15 protein-coding genes are annotated in these 17,632 nt (G+C 33.3%); 5 read left to right on the top strand and 10 right to left on the bottom strand.

Annotated features, from left to right (window positions below):
- Window positions 1-38: 38 nt before the first annotated feature.
- Window positions 39-2,588, bottom strand: coding sequence for a BamA/TamA family outer membrane protein (locus B2741_RS12205; protein ID WP_291139321.1), 2,550 nt, complete (start codon window positions 2,586-2,588; stop codon window positions 39-41).
- Window positions 2,589-2,624: 36 nt separating this feature from the next.
- Here B2741_RS12205 and B2741_RS12200 point away from each other — a divergent pair, with 36 nt between their 5' ends.
- Complete coding sequence (locus B2741_RS12200) at window positions 2,625-3,350, top strand: TrmH family RNA methyltransferase (RefSeq protein WP_291139318.1); 726 nt, start codon at window positions 2,625-2,627, stop codon at window positions 3,348-3,350.
- Window positions 3,351-3,353: 3 nt separating this feature from the next.
- Here the strand turns inward: B2741_RS12200 and B2741_RS12195 are convergent, their stop codons facing one another.
- From B2741_RS12195 to B2741_RS12155, 9 genes are all read right to left on the bottom strand, one after another.
- Window positions 3,354-4,046, bottom strand: a complete 693-nt coding sequence (locus B2741_RS12195; RefSeq protein ID WP_291139315.1) for a porin family protein — start codon at window positions 4,044-4,046, stop codon at window positions 3,354-3,356.
- Between the two features lies 1 nt (window position 4,047).
- Window positions 4,048-4,779, bottom strand: a complete 732-nt coding sequence (gene ubiE / locus B2741_RS12190) for a bifunctional demethylmenaquinone methyltransferase/2-methoxy-6-polyprenyl-1,4-benzoquinol methylase UbiE (protein WP_291139312.1) — start codon at window positions 4,777-4,779, stop codon at window positions 4,048-4,050.
- Between the two features lie 53 nt (window positions 4,780-4,832).
- Window positions 4,833-5,318, bottom strand: a complete 486-nt coding sequence (locus B2741_RS12185; protein WP_291139309.1) for a dihydrofolate reductase — start codon at window positions 5,316-5,318, stop codon at window positions 4,833-4,835.
- 1 nt (window position 5,319) lies between these two features.
- Entirely contained in the window at window positions 5,320-5,772 is a 453-nt protein-coding gene (locus B2741_RS12180) for an energy transducer TonB (RefSeq protein WP_291139307.1), read from the bottom strand.
- A gap of 11 nt (window positions 5,773-5,783) precedes the next feature.
- On the bottom strand, window positions 5,784-6,608 hold the full coding sequence (locus tag B2741_RS12175; protein ID WP_291139304.1) for a thymidylate synthase: 825 nt from the start codon (window positions 6,606-6,608) through the stop codon (window positions 5,784-5,786).
- Between the two features lie 72 nt (window positions 6,609-6,680).
- Complete coding sequence (locus tag B2741_RS12170; protein ID WP_291139301.1) at window positions 6,681-7,940, bottom strand: nucleoside permease; 1,260 nt, start codon at window positions 7,938-7,940, stop codon at window positions 6,681-6,683.
- Between the two features lie 18 nt (window positions 7,941-7,958).
- Window positions 7,959-8,582, bottom strand: a complete 624-nt coding sequence (locus B2741_RS12165) for a bifunctional nuclease family protein (RefSeq protein ID WP_291139298.1) — start codon at window positions 8,580-8,582, stop codon at window positions 7,959-7,961.
- 206 nt (window positions 8,583-8,788) lie between these two features.
- On the bottom strand, window positions 8,789-9,757 hold the full coding sequence (locus B2741_RS12160; RefSeq protein ID WP_111567341.1) for an electron transfer flavoprotein subunit alpha/FixB family protein: 969 nt from the start codon (window positions 9,755-9,757) through the stop codon (window positions 8,789-8,791).
- A 25-nt stretch (window positions 9,758-9,782) separates the two neighbouring features.
- Entirely contained in the window at window positions 9,783-10,529 is a 747-nt protein-coding gene (locus tag B2741_RS12155; RefSeq protein ID WP_262318354.1) for an electron transfer flavoprotein subunit beta/FixA family protein, read from the bottom strand.
- Window positions 10,530-10,803: 274 nt separating this feature from the next.
- On the opposite strand from B2741_RS12155, the gene B2741_RS12150 reads away from it, so the two are divergent.
- The 4 genes from B2741_RS12150 to B2741_RS12135 all read left to right on the top strand — a co-directional run bounded on the left by B2741_RS12150 (window position 10,804) and on the right by B2741_RS12135 (window position 17,630).
- Window positions 10,804-11,781 carry a pyruvate dehydrogenase complex E1 component subunit beta gene (locus B2741_RS12150; protein WP_291139294.1) on the top strand — a complete coding sequence of 326 codons (978 nt, stop codon included), beginning with the start codon at window positions 10,804-10,806 and terminating at the stop codon, window positions 11,779-11,781.
- A 59-nt stretch (window positions 11,782-11,840) separates the two neighbouring features.
- Window positions 11,841-14,324, top strand: coding sequence for a DUF5686 and carboxypeptidase-like regulatory domain-containing protein (locus B2741_RS12145; RefSeq protein WP_291139292.1), 2,484 nt, complete (start codon window positions 11,841-11,843; stop codon window positions 14,322-14,324).
- 83 nt (window positions 14,325-14,407) lie between these two features.
- Window positions 14,408-14,938, top strand: a complete 531-nt coding sequence (locus B2741_RS12140) for an inorganic diphosphatase (protein ID WP_291139289.1) — start codon at window positions 14,408-14,410, stop codon at window positions 14,936-14,938.
- Between the two features lie 115 nt (window positions 14,939-15,053).
- Complete coding sequence (locus B2741_RS12135; protein ID WP_291139286.1) at window positions 15,054-17,630, top strand: sodium-translocating pyrophosphatase; 2,577 nt, start codon at window positions 15,054-15,056, stop codon at window positions 17,628-17,630.
- The last annotated feature ends 2 nt before the right edge of the window (window positions 17,631-17,632 follow it).

Here is a 17,632-nt window from a genome sequence, read left to right as displayed (position 1 = left end):
TTTTTAGTATAGTTGTGCAAAAATAATAATTTAAAAAATTAGAACGGATAATTAATACCAAAATTTAGCACTGTTTTGCTAAAGTTCACCCCTTTCATCCATCGGTCGCCAACTTCTCTTCCTGGGTCGTAGGCTTTGTAGCCTAAATCGAAACGGAAAACAAAGAAGTCAAAATCGTATCGTAGACCAATTCCAGAGCCAAATGCTAAATCTTCAAAAGAGCTAAATCCGTTAAAAGTATAATCTTTATCAGTAATATTATCAAATACATTCCAAATGTTTCCAATATCAGCAAAAACAGCACTGTAGAAATTTCCTCCCACTCTAAAACGGTATTCTAAACTATAAGCTAATTTAAAGTTAGCTTCGTTAAAGTCATTAATTCCGCCACTTCGGCCAGGTCCTAAACTATAGGCTTGCCAACCTCTGTTGTCATTTGAACCTCCAGAAAAATAACTTCGTGAAAAAGGAATCGATTGTGCATTTCCAAAAGGAACCGCTAAACCAGCAAAAGCTCTCATGGCTAAGGTATTTTTCTTGCCAAAATCCCAATGTTTGATAAAATCAACTTCGCCTTTTATGTATTGCGAATATTCAATTCCAAACATTGTTTTATTGCCGTTTTGGTTCAAATCTTCGTTTTTTGTATCGGCTAGCAAAGAAAGCACGTTTCCAGCAGATTCAATTTTTGTTCGTATCGAGTAAAAACTATTGTCTAATAAACTAGCTTTAGTATTTCGGAAGAATGTTATACCAGAAGAAACAATTAAATTGTTTTCAATTAAACGTTCTCTTCTTTCGCCAATACTTCGTATGATTTTATAATCTTGGTCGCTTGGATTTAAAGAAGTACTTCCGTTTTCAACATCATTGATGAAATTTACAGCTCCTTGTGTTGTTAAATTTCCATTTTCAAAGTTAGCAGGGTCAACATTGTAATCCTGAGCTAAATCATTTAGAGTGTTGTATGAAGATGTATAAACGTTAAAGTAGTTTTCAGGATTCAAGTTTTTAATAAACTGAATATTCAATAAGTCAAATCGAATGGTATTTCTTTGTTTTGGAGTCCAATTATAATTGAAAACTCCTGTTAGGTTTTCCTTGTCTAAACCAATATTTCGCTGACTGGTTAAACCAATATTCGCATTGGTAGTAGGAAGCATTTCTTTTTTGATGATTTTTCTTGTATCTAGAGGAAAAACAATTCTTGGAAAACTTAATTTTCCTTCTACACCATATTCAGAAATATTGAAAAACACGTTATTTGGGTTGGCTAAATCTTTAGAAGAACCAATATTTCCTTTTGCCGATAGCTCAAATGTTTCTGCTCTTTTAAATAAGTTTCTCCACGTAAATGCCATTCTACCACTAATTCCAAATTCTTGTACATCAGAAGTTGTAACATCAATAGAAGGTTGCCAAATATATTTTGGCTTACTCATCAAATAAATGTTAGCAATAAGTGAAGTGTTTGTACTGTCACTTGGGTCTTCAACATATTCAATGTTTGGATAATTGAAAACTTTTAAATTACTTAACGATTTTGAAGTTAATGTTCTGTCGTTATCACTAAATAATTTTCCTTTTTCAATAAAGATGGCGTTTGTAATGGCTTTAGGTTTGTATTTTAATTTACCTGCACTATAGATATTGAAATTTCGGTACGTTACACTATCATTAAACTGATTGCGTTCTTTTTTTGAAGTATTATTAGTAAAAATATTAACCTGGCTAATTTTATAAACTGTAAATGGACGCTTTGTTAAGGTGTCGCCATCTTTTACATAACGGTCTTCGATTTTTATGTTGACATTCATTTTTTGAATAGAATCATCATAAATAGCGTCATATTTTACATTACTTTCCTGAAAATGATACACTCCATTATTTCTTAGATATTGTGTGATTCTTTTTCGTTCGAAATCAAAATTAGTATAATTATATTGATCGCCCTTCCTGATAAAACTCTTTTTTTCTTCAAGTGCATAAAGACTATCAACAACAGGAGTTTCAATAAATTTGAAAATAGTATCTATAAAATAAGGCTTTCCTGTAACAACTTTGTACACTATTTTTCCTTTTCTATCACCTACAGAATCGATAGACATGGTTACTTTATTTCTAATGAAACCATTGTTGTAATAGTAACCGCTTAATCTTTCTTTAGAACGTATTGCTTTTTTTTCATCAATAATAACAGGTGCTTCACCCGTTTCTTTCATGAAATTAGATAATCCACTAACGAAAAAAGATTTTCCCAATCGATTCACCTGTTTGGCAGATAAAAAACGATTAAGATTTTTTATTCTATTGGGTTTTTTATTTAGCCAAGCTTGGTAAGAAGAATCCGGATTTGGTTTTGCAGCATTGTATAAGGTTAGTCCAAAGGGATAATTTAAGAATTTAGTATTTGGTTGCTGAACTAATAAATTGTTAATTCGTTCTTCCTTGTTCAATTCGTCATTAACGAAGATTTCGTTTTTGGTCAATAACTTTTCACTTTCGGGTACTCGCTTAACTAACGAACACGAATAAATTATTGTTCCGATTACAAATAATAATGTTATTTTTGATAAATTATTTCTCAAAGCACTTTTTAAAAGTTAGTCAAAAATACAATTTTTATGGTTAGTAAAAACCAAATTAAACTAATAACGAGTTTACAGCAAAAAAAATATAGAAAACAAGAACAACTTTTCTTTGCCGAAGGTGTAAAGGTAGTTCAAGAATTGCTGAATTCTAACTTTGAATTGCAAGATTTATTTACAACAAAGCAAGATTTTCTTACGGTTTCAAAAGACAAAGTTCATGCCATTTCTGATGCGGAATTAAAAAAAATCAGTGCTTTAACTACTCCAAATACTTGTTTAGCGGTTTTTAAAGTGCCAAAAGCAAAAGATTTCGTTGAAAAAGGACTAATTGTAGCTTTAGATGATGTTCGCGATCCAGGGAATTTAGGAACGATTATACGTTTGTGCGACTGGTTTGGAATTGAAACTTTATTTTGTTCAGAAGAATCGGTCGATATTTATAATCCAAAAGTGGTTCAAGCTACAATGGGTTCTATTAGTAGAGTAAATGTAGTGTATGGAAATTTAGAAGCATTTTTTACGAAAACTAAATTGCCTGTTTTTGGTACTTTTATGGATGGGAAGAATATTTATCAAGAAAAATTACCGAAAGAAGGAATTATTATCATGGGGAATGAAGCGAACGGAATTTCGTCTTCAGTTGAAAAGTTAGTTTCTGAACGAATTGCTATTCCACGATTTGGAAATCTTCAAGTTACAGAAAGTTTAAATGTAGCAACCGCTACAGCCATTATTCTGAGCGAATTTAAACGAAGTTAACTCTTAGTGGAAAGAAAAATTGATGAAGAAACCACGCGTTTTCATCTCGTGCACATTTCCTGTCCATTGACTATTTGGGTCGTTGTCGCGAATTAACTCGTCGTTCATGCTAAAAACACCTCTGATGGATGGTGAAAAAATGAAATATTCCAAATACAAATCAATTCCAAATCCTACTTCGTAGAAATTAGTCCATTTGGTCATTCTAAAACGGTTATTCAAATTATCATCTGGAGAAGCGGCATTACTACTAAGATTTAAGGCAGTTGATACACCTCCAAGTAAATATGGTCTAACATTACCTGTTCGTAAAGCAGAATATTTTAATAATAAAGGAAAGAAAATATAAGTTGACTTCACTTCTCTTAAACGATCACCGGTATCGGTAATATTAGGAAAGGTTAAATTACGTTGGGTAATAACTAATCCAGGTTCAAACCGCAAATCAAAATATTCAGCCAATCTAAGATTTCCAATTAAACCTACATTAAAACCAGTAGTTGTTCCTACTTCAATATCTTCGGTAACAGATAAATAATCGATTTTAAAATCTAAACTATTAAATCCAAGGTAATAACCCCAGTGAACGCGCTGTTTGTTCCAATTTTCTTTGTTGATAATTGGGTCTTTGCTAAACATGCCTTCCTGAGCAAAAAGGATAGGGGAAAAAAGTAATAAAAATAAAAACTTCTTCATATTATTTTTTAGATGCTTGATAAATAGTAGCTACTCCAAATGTTTGAGGTAGATGCTTTACATCTATAAACCCAATTTTTCTCAAAATATTGTTTAACACTTCTCCAAATGGGAATTCATTTGCAGAATTTGATAAGTATGTGTAAGCGGTTTTGTCTTTAGAAAACAATTTTCCGATTAAAGGTAAAATTACTTTTGAATGAAAAGCATAACCTTGTTTGAACGGGAATTTAGTAGGAACCGAAGTTTCTAAAATAATAAATTGTCCGTTTGGTTTTAATGTTCTTAAGATTTCAGATAATCCTTTTTCAAGATTTTCAAAATTACGAACGCCATAAGCCACGGTAATTACATCAAAATAATTATCAGGATAAGGAATGTTTTCACCATCACCTAAAACCATTTGAATTTTTGAGTCTAATTTTTGAGCTTCAATTTTTTTCTTTCCAATATCTAACATTCCTTGCGAAATGTCTAAACCAATGATTTCAGTAGCAGAAGTTTTTGCAAATAAAATAGCCAAATCACCCGTGCCAGTTGCAATATCTAAAATAGATTTTGGCTGACTTGCCGTTACCATTTTCAAGATTTTTTGCTTCCACTTTGCATCGGTGCCAAAAGAAATTACTTTATTAAGACCATCATAGTTACCAGAAATGTTGTCAAACATTTGAGCAACTTGTTCTTTTTTGCCTAATTCTGAATCTTTGTATGGCGTTATGTTTTTTGACATTTTCTTAATTTTGGACAACAAAAGTACGATTAATAATCAAGAACTTAAAAAAATTACCTTTTAACATAAGTTAAAAAAGTAAAATCATAATCGTGTTTTTCGTCTTTAGAATGAAATTCCTCGAAAACTAATTCCCATTTATCAGTATCAATTTCTGGAAAAAAAGTATCGGCTTCAATGGTAGTATGTACACGCGTTAAATCGATTTTATCCGCAATTTCGATGGATTGCTTGTAAATTTCACCACCCCCAATGATGAAAACTTCTTCCTCTTTTGGACACAAAGCAATCGCTTTTTGTAAACTACTTGCTACCAAACAACCTTCTGGAGCTTCGTAGTCCTTTTGTCTAGTAATAATAATATGTGTACGATTTGGTAACGGTTTAGGGAAACTTTCAAAGGTTTTTCTTCCCATCACAATAAAATGACCCGAAGTTAAACTTTTAAAACGCTTGAAATCATCTGGCAAATGCCAAACCAATTGATTGTCTTTTCCTAAAGCATTGTTTTCAGATGCGGCTGCGATTATGGTGAGCATGTTATTTCAAATTAAAGTTAAAAGGCAATGCGTATCTAACTTTTACAGGTTTGCCTCTTTGAAATCCGGGTGTCATTTTAGGCAAAAGCGAAACAATTCTACGAGCTTCATCTTCAAGGATCTTGCCATTAGCTGGTCCTCTTGATACTATATTTTCTATTTCACCTTCTTTATTAATGACAAAAATTACTGTGACTCTGCCTACAATTCCCTTTTTTTCTGCTTCTTTCGGGTATTTCAAGTTTTTTTGAATGTGTTCATTTAATTTTAATTGAAAACAATCCCATCGCTCTTTTCTTTCTACATCTTCGCAACCTGGAAAAACTGGAATTTCTTCTATAATTGTAATGGGAATAATTTCTTCTATTGTATCATTTTGAATTACTGCTGTTTCTTGTGACCAAACTGTATTTGATAGAACAAAAATAAAAATGGAGAAATAGATTTTTTTCATAGCTTAAATATTTAAACCGCGACAACACCTTTAATATGCGGATGTGGGTCATACCCTTCTAATGTAAAATCGTCAAACTTGAAATCGAAAATATTTTTAATTTCTGGGTTTAATTTCATCGTTGGTAATGGTCGGCACTCGCGAGATAATTGTAATTCTAATTGTTCCATGTGGTTGTTGTAAATATGGGCATCACCAAAAGTGTGGATGAATTCACCTACTTGTAAATCGCAAACTTGCGCAATCATCATCGTAAACAAAGCATAAGACGCAATATTAAAAGGAACGCCTAAGAAAATATCAGCACTACGTTGGTACAACTGGCAACTTAATTTTCCATCCGCTACATAAAACTGAAAAAACGCATGACATGGAGGCAAAGCGGCTTTTCCATTGGCAACATTTTCTGCAAATGAAACTGAAGTATCCGGCAAAACACTAGGATTCCAAGCGGAAACTAACATTCTTCTGCTGTTTGGATTGGTTTTTAGCGTTTCTATTAATTCGGTAATTTGGTCAATTTCTTCGCTGTTCCAATTGCGCCATTGGTGGCCGTAAACCGGACCTAAATCGCCATTTTCATCTGCCCATTCGTCCCAAATTTTCACACCGTTTTCTTGTAAATATTTGATATTGGTATCGCCATTTAAAAACCATAACAATTCGTAAATAATCGATTTTAAGTGTAATTTTTTTGTGGTTACCATTGGGAAACCTTCGCTTAAATCAAAACGCATTTGATAACCGAAAACACTTAGTGTTCCAGTTCCTGTACGGTCGCCTTTTTGGTTGCCGTTTGCTAATACGTGTTTTACTAAATCGTGATATTGTTGCATTTTTAAGTCAGAAGTTAGAAGTTAGAAGTCAGAAGTTTTTGAAATCTTCAACAACTTATTTCAATAATTAAATTAATGTGAAATGTTAGCTACGTCTTTAGGATTATGCTTGTGTTTAAATAAAACAGCAAATGCAATTGCTATTACTAATGCATAAGCTGCAAACGTTAACCAGATGTTGTGCCAATCTTTTTCTCCAGTTTTAATATCTGTAAAATATAAACTGATAATTTGTCCACTTACAACACTTCCTAAAACCGCACCGAAACCATTAGTCATCATCATAAATAAACCTTGCGCCGAAGAACGAATTTTAGAATCGGTTGAGGTTTCTACGAATAACGAACCTGAAATATTGAAGAAATCAAATGCCATTCCGTAAACCACACAAGATAAAATAATCATCCATAATCCATCACCAGGATTTCCGTAAGCGAATAATCCGAAACGTAAAACCCAAGCAATCATACTAAACAACATTACTTGTTTGATTCCGAAACGTCTTAAGAAAAACGGAATCGCTAAGATGAATAAGGTTTCTGAAATTTGAGAAATCGACATAATTAAAGTCGAATATTTTACTACCAATGAATCGGCATAAGTTGGATCGTGTTTAAAGTCATCTAAAAATACATCACCGTAAGCGTTGGTTAATTGTAAAGCCGCTCCAAGAAACATGCTGAATACAAAGAATAAGGCTAATTTATAATCGGCAAATAACTTAAATGAACTTAAACCAATAAGTTCTACGAATGATTTGTTTTCAGTTGTGTTTCCTTCTGGTTCACATTTTGGTAAAGTAAAGGAGTATAATCCTAAGAAAATAGCAGCAATGGCAGCAATGTAAAATTGATTTTCAGAAGCTTTGTTTCCGGTTAAGTTGGTAATCCACATGGCTACAATGAAACCAATAGTTCCCCAAACGCGAATAGGTGGAAAATCTTTCACTACATCTAAACCTCCTTTTTTCAAAGCGTTGTAAGCAACTGAATTTGAAAGAGCAATAGTTGGCATGTAAAAAATCATCGCCACTAAAATCACCCAAAAGAAATCAGATGGATTGCTAACTTGTGGAACATATAAAAGTGTTAAACCTCCTAAAATATGAAGAGCTCCATATAATTTTTCAGCGTTTATCCAACGGTCGGCAACAATTCCACAAAGGGTTGGCATAAAAATCGAAGCAATTCCCATAGTGGAGAAAATAGCTCCGAATTGTGCTCCATCCCAATTTTTAGTACCAAACCAATAATTTGCTACTGTGATAAGCCAAGCTCCCCAAACGAAGAACTGGAAAAAGTTCATTATCGTTAATCTGAATTTTACATTCATACTGTTATAGTTAAAGTATTAAGATTCTTTTTTTGAGATTTCGTCTCTAATTTTTGCTGCTTTTTCGTAGTCTTCGTTTTGCACAGCTTCGTCTAGTTTTTCGTATAATTCTTTTAGTGAATATCCTGAATAACTATCGGCAGGAACAACTACGTCTTCTTGTCCAAAAGTTTCTGGAGTTGAAAGAATGTCATCGTTTTCCTGATTTTCGGTATTTTCTGAAGGATTGATGCTTAGGTAAATTCCCGCTTTGTCTAAAATGTTTTTGTAAGTAAAAATAGGAGCATTAAAGCGTAACGCTAAAGCAATCGCATCCGAAGTTCTGGCATCGATAATTTCTTCGATTTTGTCTCTTTCGCAAATAATACTTGAATAGAAAACACCATCGACTAATTTATGAATAATCACTTGTTTTACCACGATATCAAATCGGTCGGCAAAACTTTTAAATAAATCGTGTGTAAGTGGTCGAGGTGGCTTGATTTCTTTTTCTAAAGCAATAGCAATAGATTGAGCTTCAAAAGCACCGATAACAATAGGTAGTTTTCGATCACCATCCACTTCATTTAAGATTAAGGCATAAGCTCCGTTTTGCGTTTGGCTATAGGAAATACCTTTTATAGTTAATTTTACTAAACTCATTTCAAATTGTTAATTATCATTTCTTTGATGCCTGATTTGGATTTTTAAACATCATCACAAAGTCAGAAAATGGCTAACAGAAAAACGGTTAGCCATTACTTCGTCAATTCGTTACCACTCGGGTCGCTCCAAAAATAAAAAAAAGAGCTATCTAAACAAAGATAACTCTAATTTTAATTTAATATATTTTTTAAACAACTATTTTATTACGAGTTGCTTGCTTTAAATGCTTTTAATTTTTCAATTAATTGAGGCACTACAGTGAAAGCATCACCTACAACACCATAATCAGCAACTTTAAAGAAAGGCGCTTCTGGATCTGTGTTGATAACTACTTTTACTTTTGAAGAGTTAATACCTGCAATGTGTTGGATTGCTCCAGAAATACCAACAGCAATATATAAGTTAGAAGCTACTGGTTTTCCAGTTTGTCCAACGTGCTCGCTGTGAGGTCTCCATCCGATGTCAGAAACTGGTTTAGAACATGCAGTTGCCGCACCTAAAACAGAAGCTAATTCTTCAATCATTCCCCAGTTTTCTGGACCTTTCATTCCACGACCAGCAGAAACTACGATTTCCGCATCAGCAATAGTTACTTTTCCAGTTACTTTTTCTACGTTTTCAACTTTGATTCCGAAATCCGCATCGTTTAATGATGGTGCGAAACTTTCTTCAGTCATAGCAGCAGCATTTTCTACTAATCCGAAAGAGTTTTTAGCAATTCCTAATACTTTTACTGGAGTTGAAATTTCAGTAATATTGAAAGCTTTGTTTGAGAAAGCAGTTCTTTTTACTTGGAAAGGCGAAGTGCTTTCTGGTAACGCTACAACATTTGAAGCATAACCTGCTTCTAAAGCTACAGCAACCAATGGTGCTAAATATAAACTATCTGTTGTTGAAGAAACTAAAACGATTTGAGTTCCTTCTTTTTTAGCCGCTTGAGCAATTACATCAGCGTAAGCTTTTGCGCTAAAGTTGTTTAATTTATCGTTAGAAACGTTTAAAACTTTGTCTACTCCGTAAGCTGCTAAAGCACTGTTGTCAGAGTTGTTGATAGTTACAGCGGTAACTGTTGTTCCCATTGAAGCAGCTACTTTTTTTGCGTAAGAAGCTAATTCGAATGCTACTTTTTTAATTTTTCCTTCTGCTGATTCAGCATATATTAATATCGACATGATTCTTTAATTTTTAGGTTTGAAATTAGATAACTTTCGCTTCGTTATGTAATAAGTTAATTAACTCATCTAAGTTGTCAGCATTTACTAATTTAACTGCTGATTTAGCAGCTGGTTTTTCAAATTTAACCGCTTTAGTTGCTGTTGCGTCTCCTGTTGGTTCTACTAAAGTTAAAGCTTTAGTTCTTGCCATCATGATTCCTCTCATGTTTGGAATACGTAAATCTTTTTCTTCTACTAAACCTTTTTGACCACCAATAATTAATGGTAAACCTGCAGAAATTGTTTCTTTTCCACCGTCAATTTCTCTAGTTACTTTTGCTTCGTTTCCATTTACATCAATACCAACACAAGCGTTTACGAAATTGTAACCTAATAATCCAGCAACCATTCCAGGAACCATTCCGCCATTATAGTCTAATGATTCTTTTCCAGCAATTACTAAATCATAACCTCCGTTTTTAACAACTTCAGCTAATTGTTTTGCAACAAACATTCCGTCTGTTGGGTTTGCATTAATACGAATAGCTTCGTCTGCTCCAATTGCTAATGCTTTTCTTAAAGTTGCTTCAGCGTCAGCTCCACCAACATTTACAACCGTAACATTTGCGCCTTGTTGCTCTTTAAACCAAATGGCTCTTGTTAAACCAAATTCATCATTAGGATTAATTACAAATTGAACACCGTTAGTGTCAAACTCACTGTCACCATTGACAAAATTAATCTTTGAAGTAGTATCAGGTACGTGACTGATGCAAACTAATATTTTCATTTTTATGTATTTTGTTAGTGAATATTTTCTGTCCCAAAAATACAAAATAATTTCTAAATAAAAACTATGCACGCATAATAAATATGTTTTTCTTAGATAAATTAGCTTTTTTTTAGGAATAGTTTAATTACATGATTGTGTTTTGTGTTTTGATTGAATATTTTTAACGCTAAAACGTTTTAGTAGAAAGTGTTGCCATTTTTTTTAATAACGAATTAGAATAATTTTATTTTTCTTACTTTTGCCAATCATAATTCAAAAGAAATTACTTTTCATGAGAACGATACAATTTAGAGAAGCTATTTGTGAAGCGATGAGCGAAGAAATGCGTCGCGATGAATCAATATATTTAATGGGTGAAGAAGTAGCAGAATATAATGGAGCTTACAAAGCTTCAAAAGGTATGCTAGATGAGTTTGGACCAAAACGTGTAATTGATACACCAATTGCAGAGTTAGGATTTGCAGGAATTGCTGTAGGTTCGGCTATGAATGGGAATCGTCCTATTGTAGAGTTCATGACGTTCAACTTCTCATTAGTGGGAATTGACCAAATTATCAATAACGCTGCAAAAATGCGTCAAATGTCTGCTGGACAATTTCCAATGCCAATGGTATTTAGAGGTCCAACAGCTTCTGCAGGTCAGTTAGGTGCAACACACTCACAAGCTTTTGAAAACTGGTTTGCTAACACTCCAGGATTAAAAGTAGTAGTTCCTTCTTCTGTTTACGATGCAAAAGGTTTATTAAAATCAGCTATTCGTGATAATGATCCAGTTATTTTCATGGAATCAGAACAAATGTATGGTGACAAAGGTGAAGTGCCAGAAGGAGAATATACGATTCCATTAGGAGTTGCCGATATAAAAAGAGAAGGTACAGATGTTACGATTGTTTCTTTTGGTAAAATTATCAAAGAGGCTTACGCTGCAGCTGATGAATTAGCAAAAGAAAATATCTCTTGTGAAATTATCGATTTAAGAACCGTTCGTCCTATGGATTATGATACGATTTTGAATTCGGTTAAAAAAACAAATAGATTAGTAGTTTTAGAAGAAGCTTGGCCATTTGCTTCAGTTGCTTCTGAGATAACATATATGGTACAAGAAAAAGCATTTGATTACTTAGATGCTCCAGTTCAAAGAATTACAACTGCTGATACTCCAGCGCCTTATTCACCAACTTTATTAAAAGAATGGTTGCCTAATGCGCAAGATGTTATTAAAGCTGTTAAAAAAGTTTTGTATAAATAACAATTAACTTATTATATTTGAAACTTCATCAGGACATTCTGATGAAGTTTTTTTTTCCTATGAAGACAAAAATTGTATTATTCTTTTTATTTGTAAGCTCGGTACTTTTAGGACAAACTAAGGTGGGCGGTAAAGTAACGGATGAGTTTGATGAACCCATTGCTTTTGCAAATGTTATATTTAAAAACTCAAAAGAAGGAGTTATTACTGATGAAAATGGAAATTTCTATTTTGAATCTAAAGAGAACTATTCCACTTTAGTGGTTTCTTATGTTGGATTCGAAAAGAAAGAAATTTCATTAAAGCCGGGTTTAAATTCAGGTTTAAAAATTCAATTAAAGTCGGGAACCGAACTTAAAGAAGTGGTTATTTATACGGGTAAAACTTCAAAAAAGAACAATCCTGCAATTGATATTTTGCGAAAAATTTGGGAACGTAGAAGAAAGAACGGACTCAAAATGTTCAAACAATATGAATACGATAAGTACGAAAAAGTTGAATTTGACTTAAATACCATCGATTCCGCTTTCATGAATAGTAAAGTGTTCAAAGGGATGGAATTTGTTTTTGACCAAATTGATACTTCAAGTATTTCCGGAAAAACATTTTTGCCAATTTTCATCAATGAAACACTAAGCGAAGTTTATGGTGATAATGAAGCTAAAAAAACAAAAGAAATTACAAAAGCCAATAAAAATTCTGGATTTGGTTCAGGTGATGGAGTAAACACCTTCATCAAAGATTTATATGCTGATTTTGATATCTATGACAATTACTTGAAATTTTTCGATAAAGATTTCGTAAGTCCATTATCAAGAACAGGAATCAATGTTTATAATTACGTTTTAAATGATAGTATGTATATCGATAACAAATGGTGTTATAATATTGTATACTATCCAAGACGTAAAAATGAATTAACGTTTAAAGGTGATTTTTGGGTAAACGACACCACTTTTGCTATTAAGAAAATTAATTTAGAAGCAAGTAAAAGTGCTAACATCAACTGGGTAAAAGAGATTTATATTGAACAAGAATATGAAGTTTTAAATGATTCCGTTTTTTTATTGACAAGAGATTACATGATGTCTGATTTTAGTTTTTCTAAAAAAGAAGAATCGAAAGGGGTTTACGGAAAAAGAACAACTCTTGCTAAAAATCATAAATTCAACATTAAGAAAGACGATAAATTCTATAAAAAAGAAGTCAATTTCTATGATAATGCTGTTTTTAATAAACCCGATGAATATTGGGAAGCCAATCGATTTGAAGCTTTAAATAAAAACGAAGCTGGAATTTACAAAATGCTCGATACTTTAAAAGAAGTGCCGCGTTTTAAACGAATTTACAGTCTTGCCTCAATTTTGGGAAGTGGTTATATTGAAATTCCAAAATGGAAAATGGATTATGGTCCAATATTTTCAACCTTTGGATATAACGATGTTGAAGGTCAAAGATTAAGAGCTGGTGGTAGAACTTATTTTGGTTCTAATGATAAGTGGCGAATTCAAGGTTACACGGCTTACGGATTTAGAGACAACCAATTCAAATATGGAATTTCGGGTAGATGGATGGTGAATCCAAACAAAAGATTGATTTTATCCGTAGGTAATCGTCGCGATGTAGAACAAATGGGGGTTAGTTTAACAACTTCTAATGATGTTTTAGGAAGAAGTTTTGCTTCATCAGCACTTTTTGCAAGTGGTGTTAATAACCAATTAACTTCTGTTAATCTTACTACTTTAGGATTTGAAATAGAGCCAGCAAAGAATTTTACTTTTCAAACGAATTTAACGTACAGAACATTAAAATCGGCATCAAACGAATTTAGTTTGGATTATTATACCGATTTGACTCAAACCGAAATTAAAAGTGAAGTAAAGCAATCGGAAATAAACTTTGTTGCAGAATATACTCCAAAACGTAAAACCGTAGGTTATGGTGTTGATCGTATGGATGTAGATTTCAATTATGCTCGAGTTTTCCTAAGTTATAGTAACGGCTTAAAAGGAGTGTTAAATAGTGATTTTAATTATCAAAAATTACAACTTTATTATCGTCAACCAGCTTTAATTGGTGGTTTTGGTCGATTATTTACCACTTTCGAAACAGGAAAAATTTTCGGAGAAGTGCCACTTGGTTTAATGGGAGTAATTCCTGGAAATCAATCTTGGTTTGTAATCGAAAACACTTATAATTTATTAGATTACTACGATTTTGTGGCAGATGAATATGCTTCTTTACATTTTGAACACCATTTTAACGGAAGATTGTTTTCGAGAGTTCCTCTTTTAAGAAAATTAAATTTACGTGAAATCATCGGAATCAAAGGCGTTTACGGAAGAGTTTCTGATGAAAATGTAATGTTAAATGCTTCAGGTTTAACGTATATTGCTCCAGAAGATATTTATTGGGAATACCACGCAGGAGTTGGAAACATCTTCAAAGTATTGCGTGTCGATTTTGCTTGGAGAGGAAGTTACTTAGAAATGCCAGATGCTAGAAAATTTGCTGTAAGAGCTTCTTTCGGTTTTTATTTCTAAACCTATATTTTTTTTGCAAAACTCTTTTGTTTCTCATGTTTTATAGTGGTAACTTTGCACCCGTTTTAAAAACATAAGATAAAATGACAGCAGATAAAGTTACTACATTTGATGTATTGATTGAGATTCCAAGAGGAAGTAGAAACAAATACGAATACGATTTTGAATTAAAAAGAATGCGTTTTGACAGAATGTTATTTTCGTCAATGATGTATCCAGCAGATTACGGATTTATTCCAGAAACGTTAGCATTAGATGGTGATCCATTAGATGTTTTGGTTTTAGTTAACGAACCAACATTTCCAGGTTGTGTTATGGAAGTAAAACCTATCGGTGTTTTTCACATGGCTGACGATAAAGGTCCAGATGAAAAAGTAATTTGTGTACCGGTTTCTGATCCAATTTGGAATAAATTAAACGATTTAAGTGATGTAAATCCACACTTAATTAAAGAAATCGAGCACTTTTTCCAAGTGTATAAAGATTTAGAAAACAAAAAAGTAGATGTTGAAGGTTGGGGAGATGTTAATGAAGCAAAAGAAATTTTGACAAAATGTACGAATCGTTTCAATGAAATCGAAAATAAACCAGAAGGATTGTTTAGTATTAAATAATTTGTAGGTTCCTAATAAATAAAAAGGCAGTATTTTTCTAAAAATATTGCCTTTTTTGTTTTATTTTCTTAATATTACCATAAAATTAACAAACAAAAAAACTAATTTATATTTTATGGAATCAATGATGATTTATGTACCAATAGTCATGGCACTATTAGGGTTAGCATTTATGGCTTTCAAACGCGCTTGGGTTCTTAAACAAGACGCTGGAGATGGAAAAATGAAAGAAATTTCAGATTACATCTACGAAGGAGCCTTAGCCTTTTTAAAAGCAGAATACAAATTATTAACGTTTTTCGTTCTTGGAGCGAGTGTGGTTCTTGCGGGAATTTCATTTATTGTTCCAACAACACATTGGTTAATCGTAATTGCATTTATTTTCGGAGCTATATTTTCTGCTTATGCAGGTAATATTGGAATGAAAATCGCAACTAAAACTAATGTTAGAACTACGCAAGCCGCTCGTACAAGTTTACCACAAGCTTTAAAAGTGTCTTTTGGTGGTGGAACCGTAATGGGATTAGGTGTTGCAGGTTTAGCGGTATTAGGTTTGACAGGATTCTTTATTATATTCTTTAGATTTTTCATGAACGGAGAATGGACATCAACAGATGACATGACTATCGTTCTTGAAACTTTAGCGGGATTTTCTCTTGGAGCTGAATCTATCGCATTGTTCGCTCGTGTAGGCGGAGGAATTTACACTAAAGCTGCCGATGTAGGTGCTGACTTAGTAGGAAAAGTAGAAGCAGGAATTCCAGAAGATGATCCACGTAATCCTGCTACAATTGCAGATAACGTAGGTGATAACGTTGGAGACGTTGCCGGAATGGGTGCCGATTTATTCGGTTCGTATGTAGCAACTGTTTTAGCTGCAATGGTTTTAGGAAATTATGTAATTAAAGATATGGGTGGTAAAATCGATGATGCTTTTGGCGGAATTGGACCAATTTTATTACCAATGGCAATCGCTGGTTTCGGAATTTTATTTTCTATCATTGGAACAATGTTAGTTAAAATTTCAAGCGACGATGCTAAAGAAGCGCAAGTTCAAAAAGCATTAAACATTGGAAACTGGGTTTCTATCGTTTTAACTGCTGTTGCATGTTTTTTCTTAATAGATATGATGTTGCCAGAAACTATGCAAATGTCATTCTTTGGTGAAGGAATTCAAGATATTTCTTCAATGAGAGTTTTCTATGCATCTTTAATTGGATTATTTGTTGGTGGTGCAATTTCATCAGTAACTGAATATTACACAGGATTAGGTACAAAACCTGTTCTAGCAATCGTACAAAAATCGTCAACTGGAGCAGGAACTAACGTAATCGCTGGTTTAGCAACAGGTATGATTTCTACTTTCCCAACAGTAATTTTATTTGCTGCTGCAATCTGGTCAACTTATGCTTTAGCAGGTTTTTACGGAGTAGCTTTAGCAGCTTCTGCAATGATGGCAACAACAGCTATGCAGTTAGCAATCGACGCTTTCGGACCAATTTCTGATAACGCAGGTGGAATCGCTGAAATGAGTGAATTACCAAAAGAAGTTCGTACTCGTACAGATATTTTAGATTCAGTAGGAAATACTACAGCTGCAACCGGAAAAGGTTTCGCAATTGCTTCTGCTGCTTTAACTTCGTTAGCTTTATTCGCTGCGTATGTAACGTTCACTGGAATTGATGGAATTAATATCTTCAAAGCGCCAGTATTAGCAATGTTATTCATTGGAGGTATGATTCCTGTAGTTTTCTCTGCATTAGCAATGAATTCAGTAGGAAAAGCAGCAATGGACATGGTGTATGAAGTACGTCGTCAGTTCAAAGAAATTCCAGGAATTATGGAAGGAACTGGTAAACCAGAATATGGAAAATGTGTTGAAATTTCTACAAAAGCAGCTTTACGCGAAATGATGTTGCCAGGAATTTTAACAATCGGTTTCCCAATTGCAATTGTTCTTTTAGGTAAATTAGTTTATGCAGATAACAACCAATTAATCGCTGAAATGTTAGGTGGATATATGGCTGGAGTTACCGTTTCAGGTGTACTTTGGGCTGTTTTTCAAAATAACGCTGGTGGAGCTTGGGATAACGCTAAAAAATCTTTCGAAGCTGGAGTTATGATTAATGGTGAAATGACATACAAAGGTTCTGATGCGCACAAAGCAGCGGTAACTGGAGATACAGTTGGAGATCCATTTAAAGATACTTCTGGACCATCAATGAACATCTTGATTAAATTAACGTGTTTGATTGGTTTAGTAATCGCTCCAATCTTAGGAGGTCATGGTGCTACAACTGAAAAAGGTGCTTGTTGTGCAAAAACAGAAATGATGTGTTGCGATACAGGAAAATGCGATATGTCTAAATGTGCCGACATGACAAAAGAAGAATGTGCTAAAATGTGTGAAGACAATGGCTGTTCTCAAGAATGTAAAGAAAAATGTATGGCAATGTATGATGAAAATGGAAAATTCATCGGCGATGCAGGACATGTTCATGACGAAAACTGTAACCATGACAAAGCAGAAATCATTGACATTAAAGTTAAAAAAGAAAAAGACGATAACGGAAAAGTAAAAGCAACAGTTACTATTACTAAAAAAGTAGATGGTAAAGAAACTACTGAAGAAAAAGTTTTCGAAGGAGACGATTTAGAAGTAGAAGCAAAAATTGCGGAACTAGGAAAATAATC

Origin of the sequence: Flavobacterium sp. UBA7663 (assembly GCF_002483315.1) — a bacterium.
GTDB lineage: Bacteria > Bacteroidota > Bacteroidia > Flavobacteriales > Flavobacteriaceae > Flavobacterium.
This window is presented reverse-complemented; position numbering and strand designations above follow the sequence as displayed.

What these genes read in the sequence shown, in the direction of transcription:
- B2741_RS12175 (WP_291139304.1), bottom strand. Translation starts at nt 6,608, where the DNA reads ATGCAACAATATCACGATTTAGTAAAACACGTATTAGCAAACGGCAAC.
- B2741_RS12180 (WP_291139307.1), bottom strand. Translation starts at nt 5,772, where the DNA reads ATGAAAAAAATCTATTTCTCCATTTTTATTTTTGTTCTATCAAATACA.
- B2741_RS12185 (WP_291139309.1), bottom strand. Translation starts at nt 5,318, where the DNA reads ATGCTCACCATAATCGCAGCCGCATCTGAAAACAATGCTTTAGGAAAA.
- B2741_RS12140 (WP_291139289.1), top strand. Translation starts at nt 14,408, where the DNA reads ATGACAGCAGATAAAGTTACTACATTTGATGTATTGATTGAGATTCCA.
- B2741_RS12200 (WP_291139318.1), top strand. Translation starts at nt 2,625, where the DNA reads ATGGTTAGTAAAAACCAAATTAAACTAATAACGAGTTTACAGCAAAAA.
- B2741_RS12150 (WP_291139294.1), top strand. Translation starts at nt 10,804, where the DNA reads ATGAGAACGATACAATTTAGAGAAGCTATTTGTGAAGCGATGAGCGAA.
- B2741_RS12165 (WP_291139298.1), bottom strand. Translation starts at nt 8,582, where the DNA reads ATGAGTTTAGTAAAATTAACTATAAAAGGTATTTCCTATAGCCAAACG.
- B2741_RS12195 (WP_291139315.1), bottom strand. Translation starts at nt 4,046, where the DNA reads ATGAAGAAGTTTTTATTTTTATTACTTTTTTCCCCTATCCTTTTTGCT.
- B2741_RS12155 (WP_262318354.1), bottom strand. Translation starts at nt 10,529, where the DNA reads ATGAAAATATTAGTTTGCATCAGTCACGTACCTGATACTACTTCAAAG.
- B2741_RS12145 (WP_291139292.1), top strand. Translation starts at nt 11,841, where the DNA reads ATGAAGACAAAAATTGTATTATTCTTTTTATTTGTAAGCTCGGTACTT.
- B2741_RS12135 (WP_291139286.1), top strand. Translation starts at nt 15,054, where the DNA reads ATGGAATCAATGATGATTTATGTACCAATAGTCATGGCACTATTAGGG.
- B2741_RS12170 (WP_291139301.1), bottom strand. Translation starts at nt 7,940, where the DNA reads ATGAATGTAAAATTCAGATTAACGATAATGAACTTTTTCCAGTTCTTC.
- ubiE (WP_291139312.1), bottom strand. Translation starts at nt 4,779, where the DNA reads ATGTCAAAAAACATAACGCCATACAAAGATTCAGAATTAGGCAAAAAA.
- B2741_RS12160 (WP_111567341.1), bottom strand. Translation starts at nt 9,757, where the DNA reads ATGTCGATATTAATATATGCTGAATCAGCAGAAGGAAAAATTAAAAAA.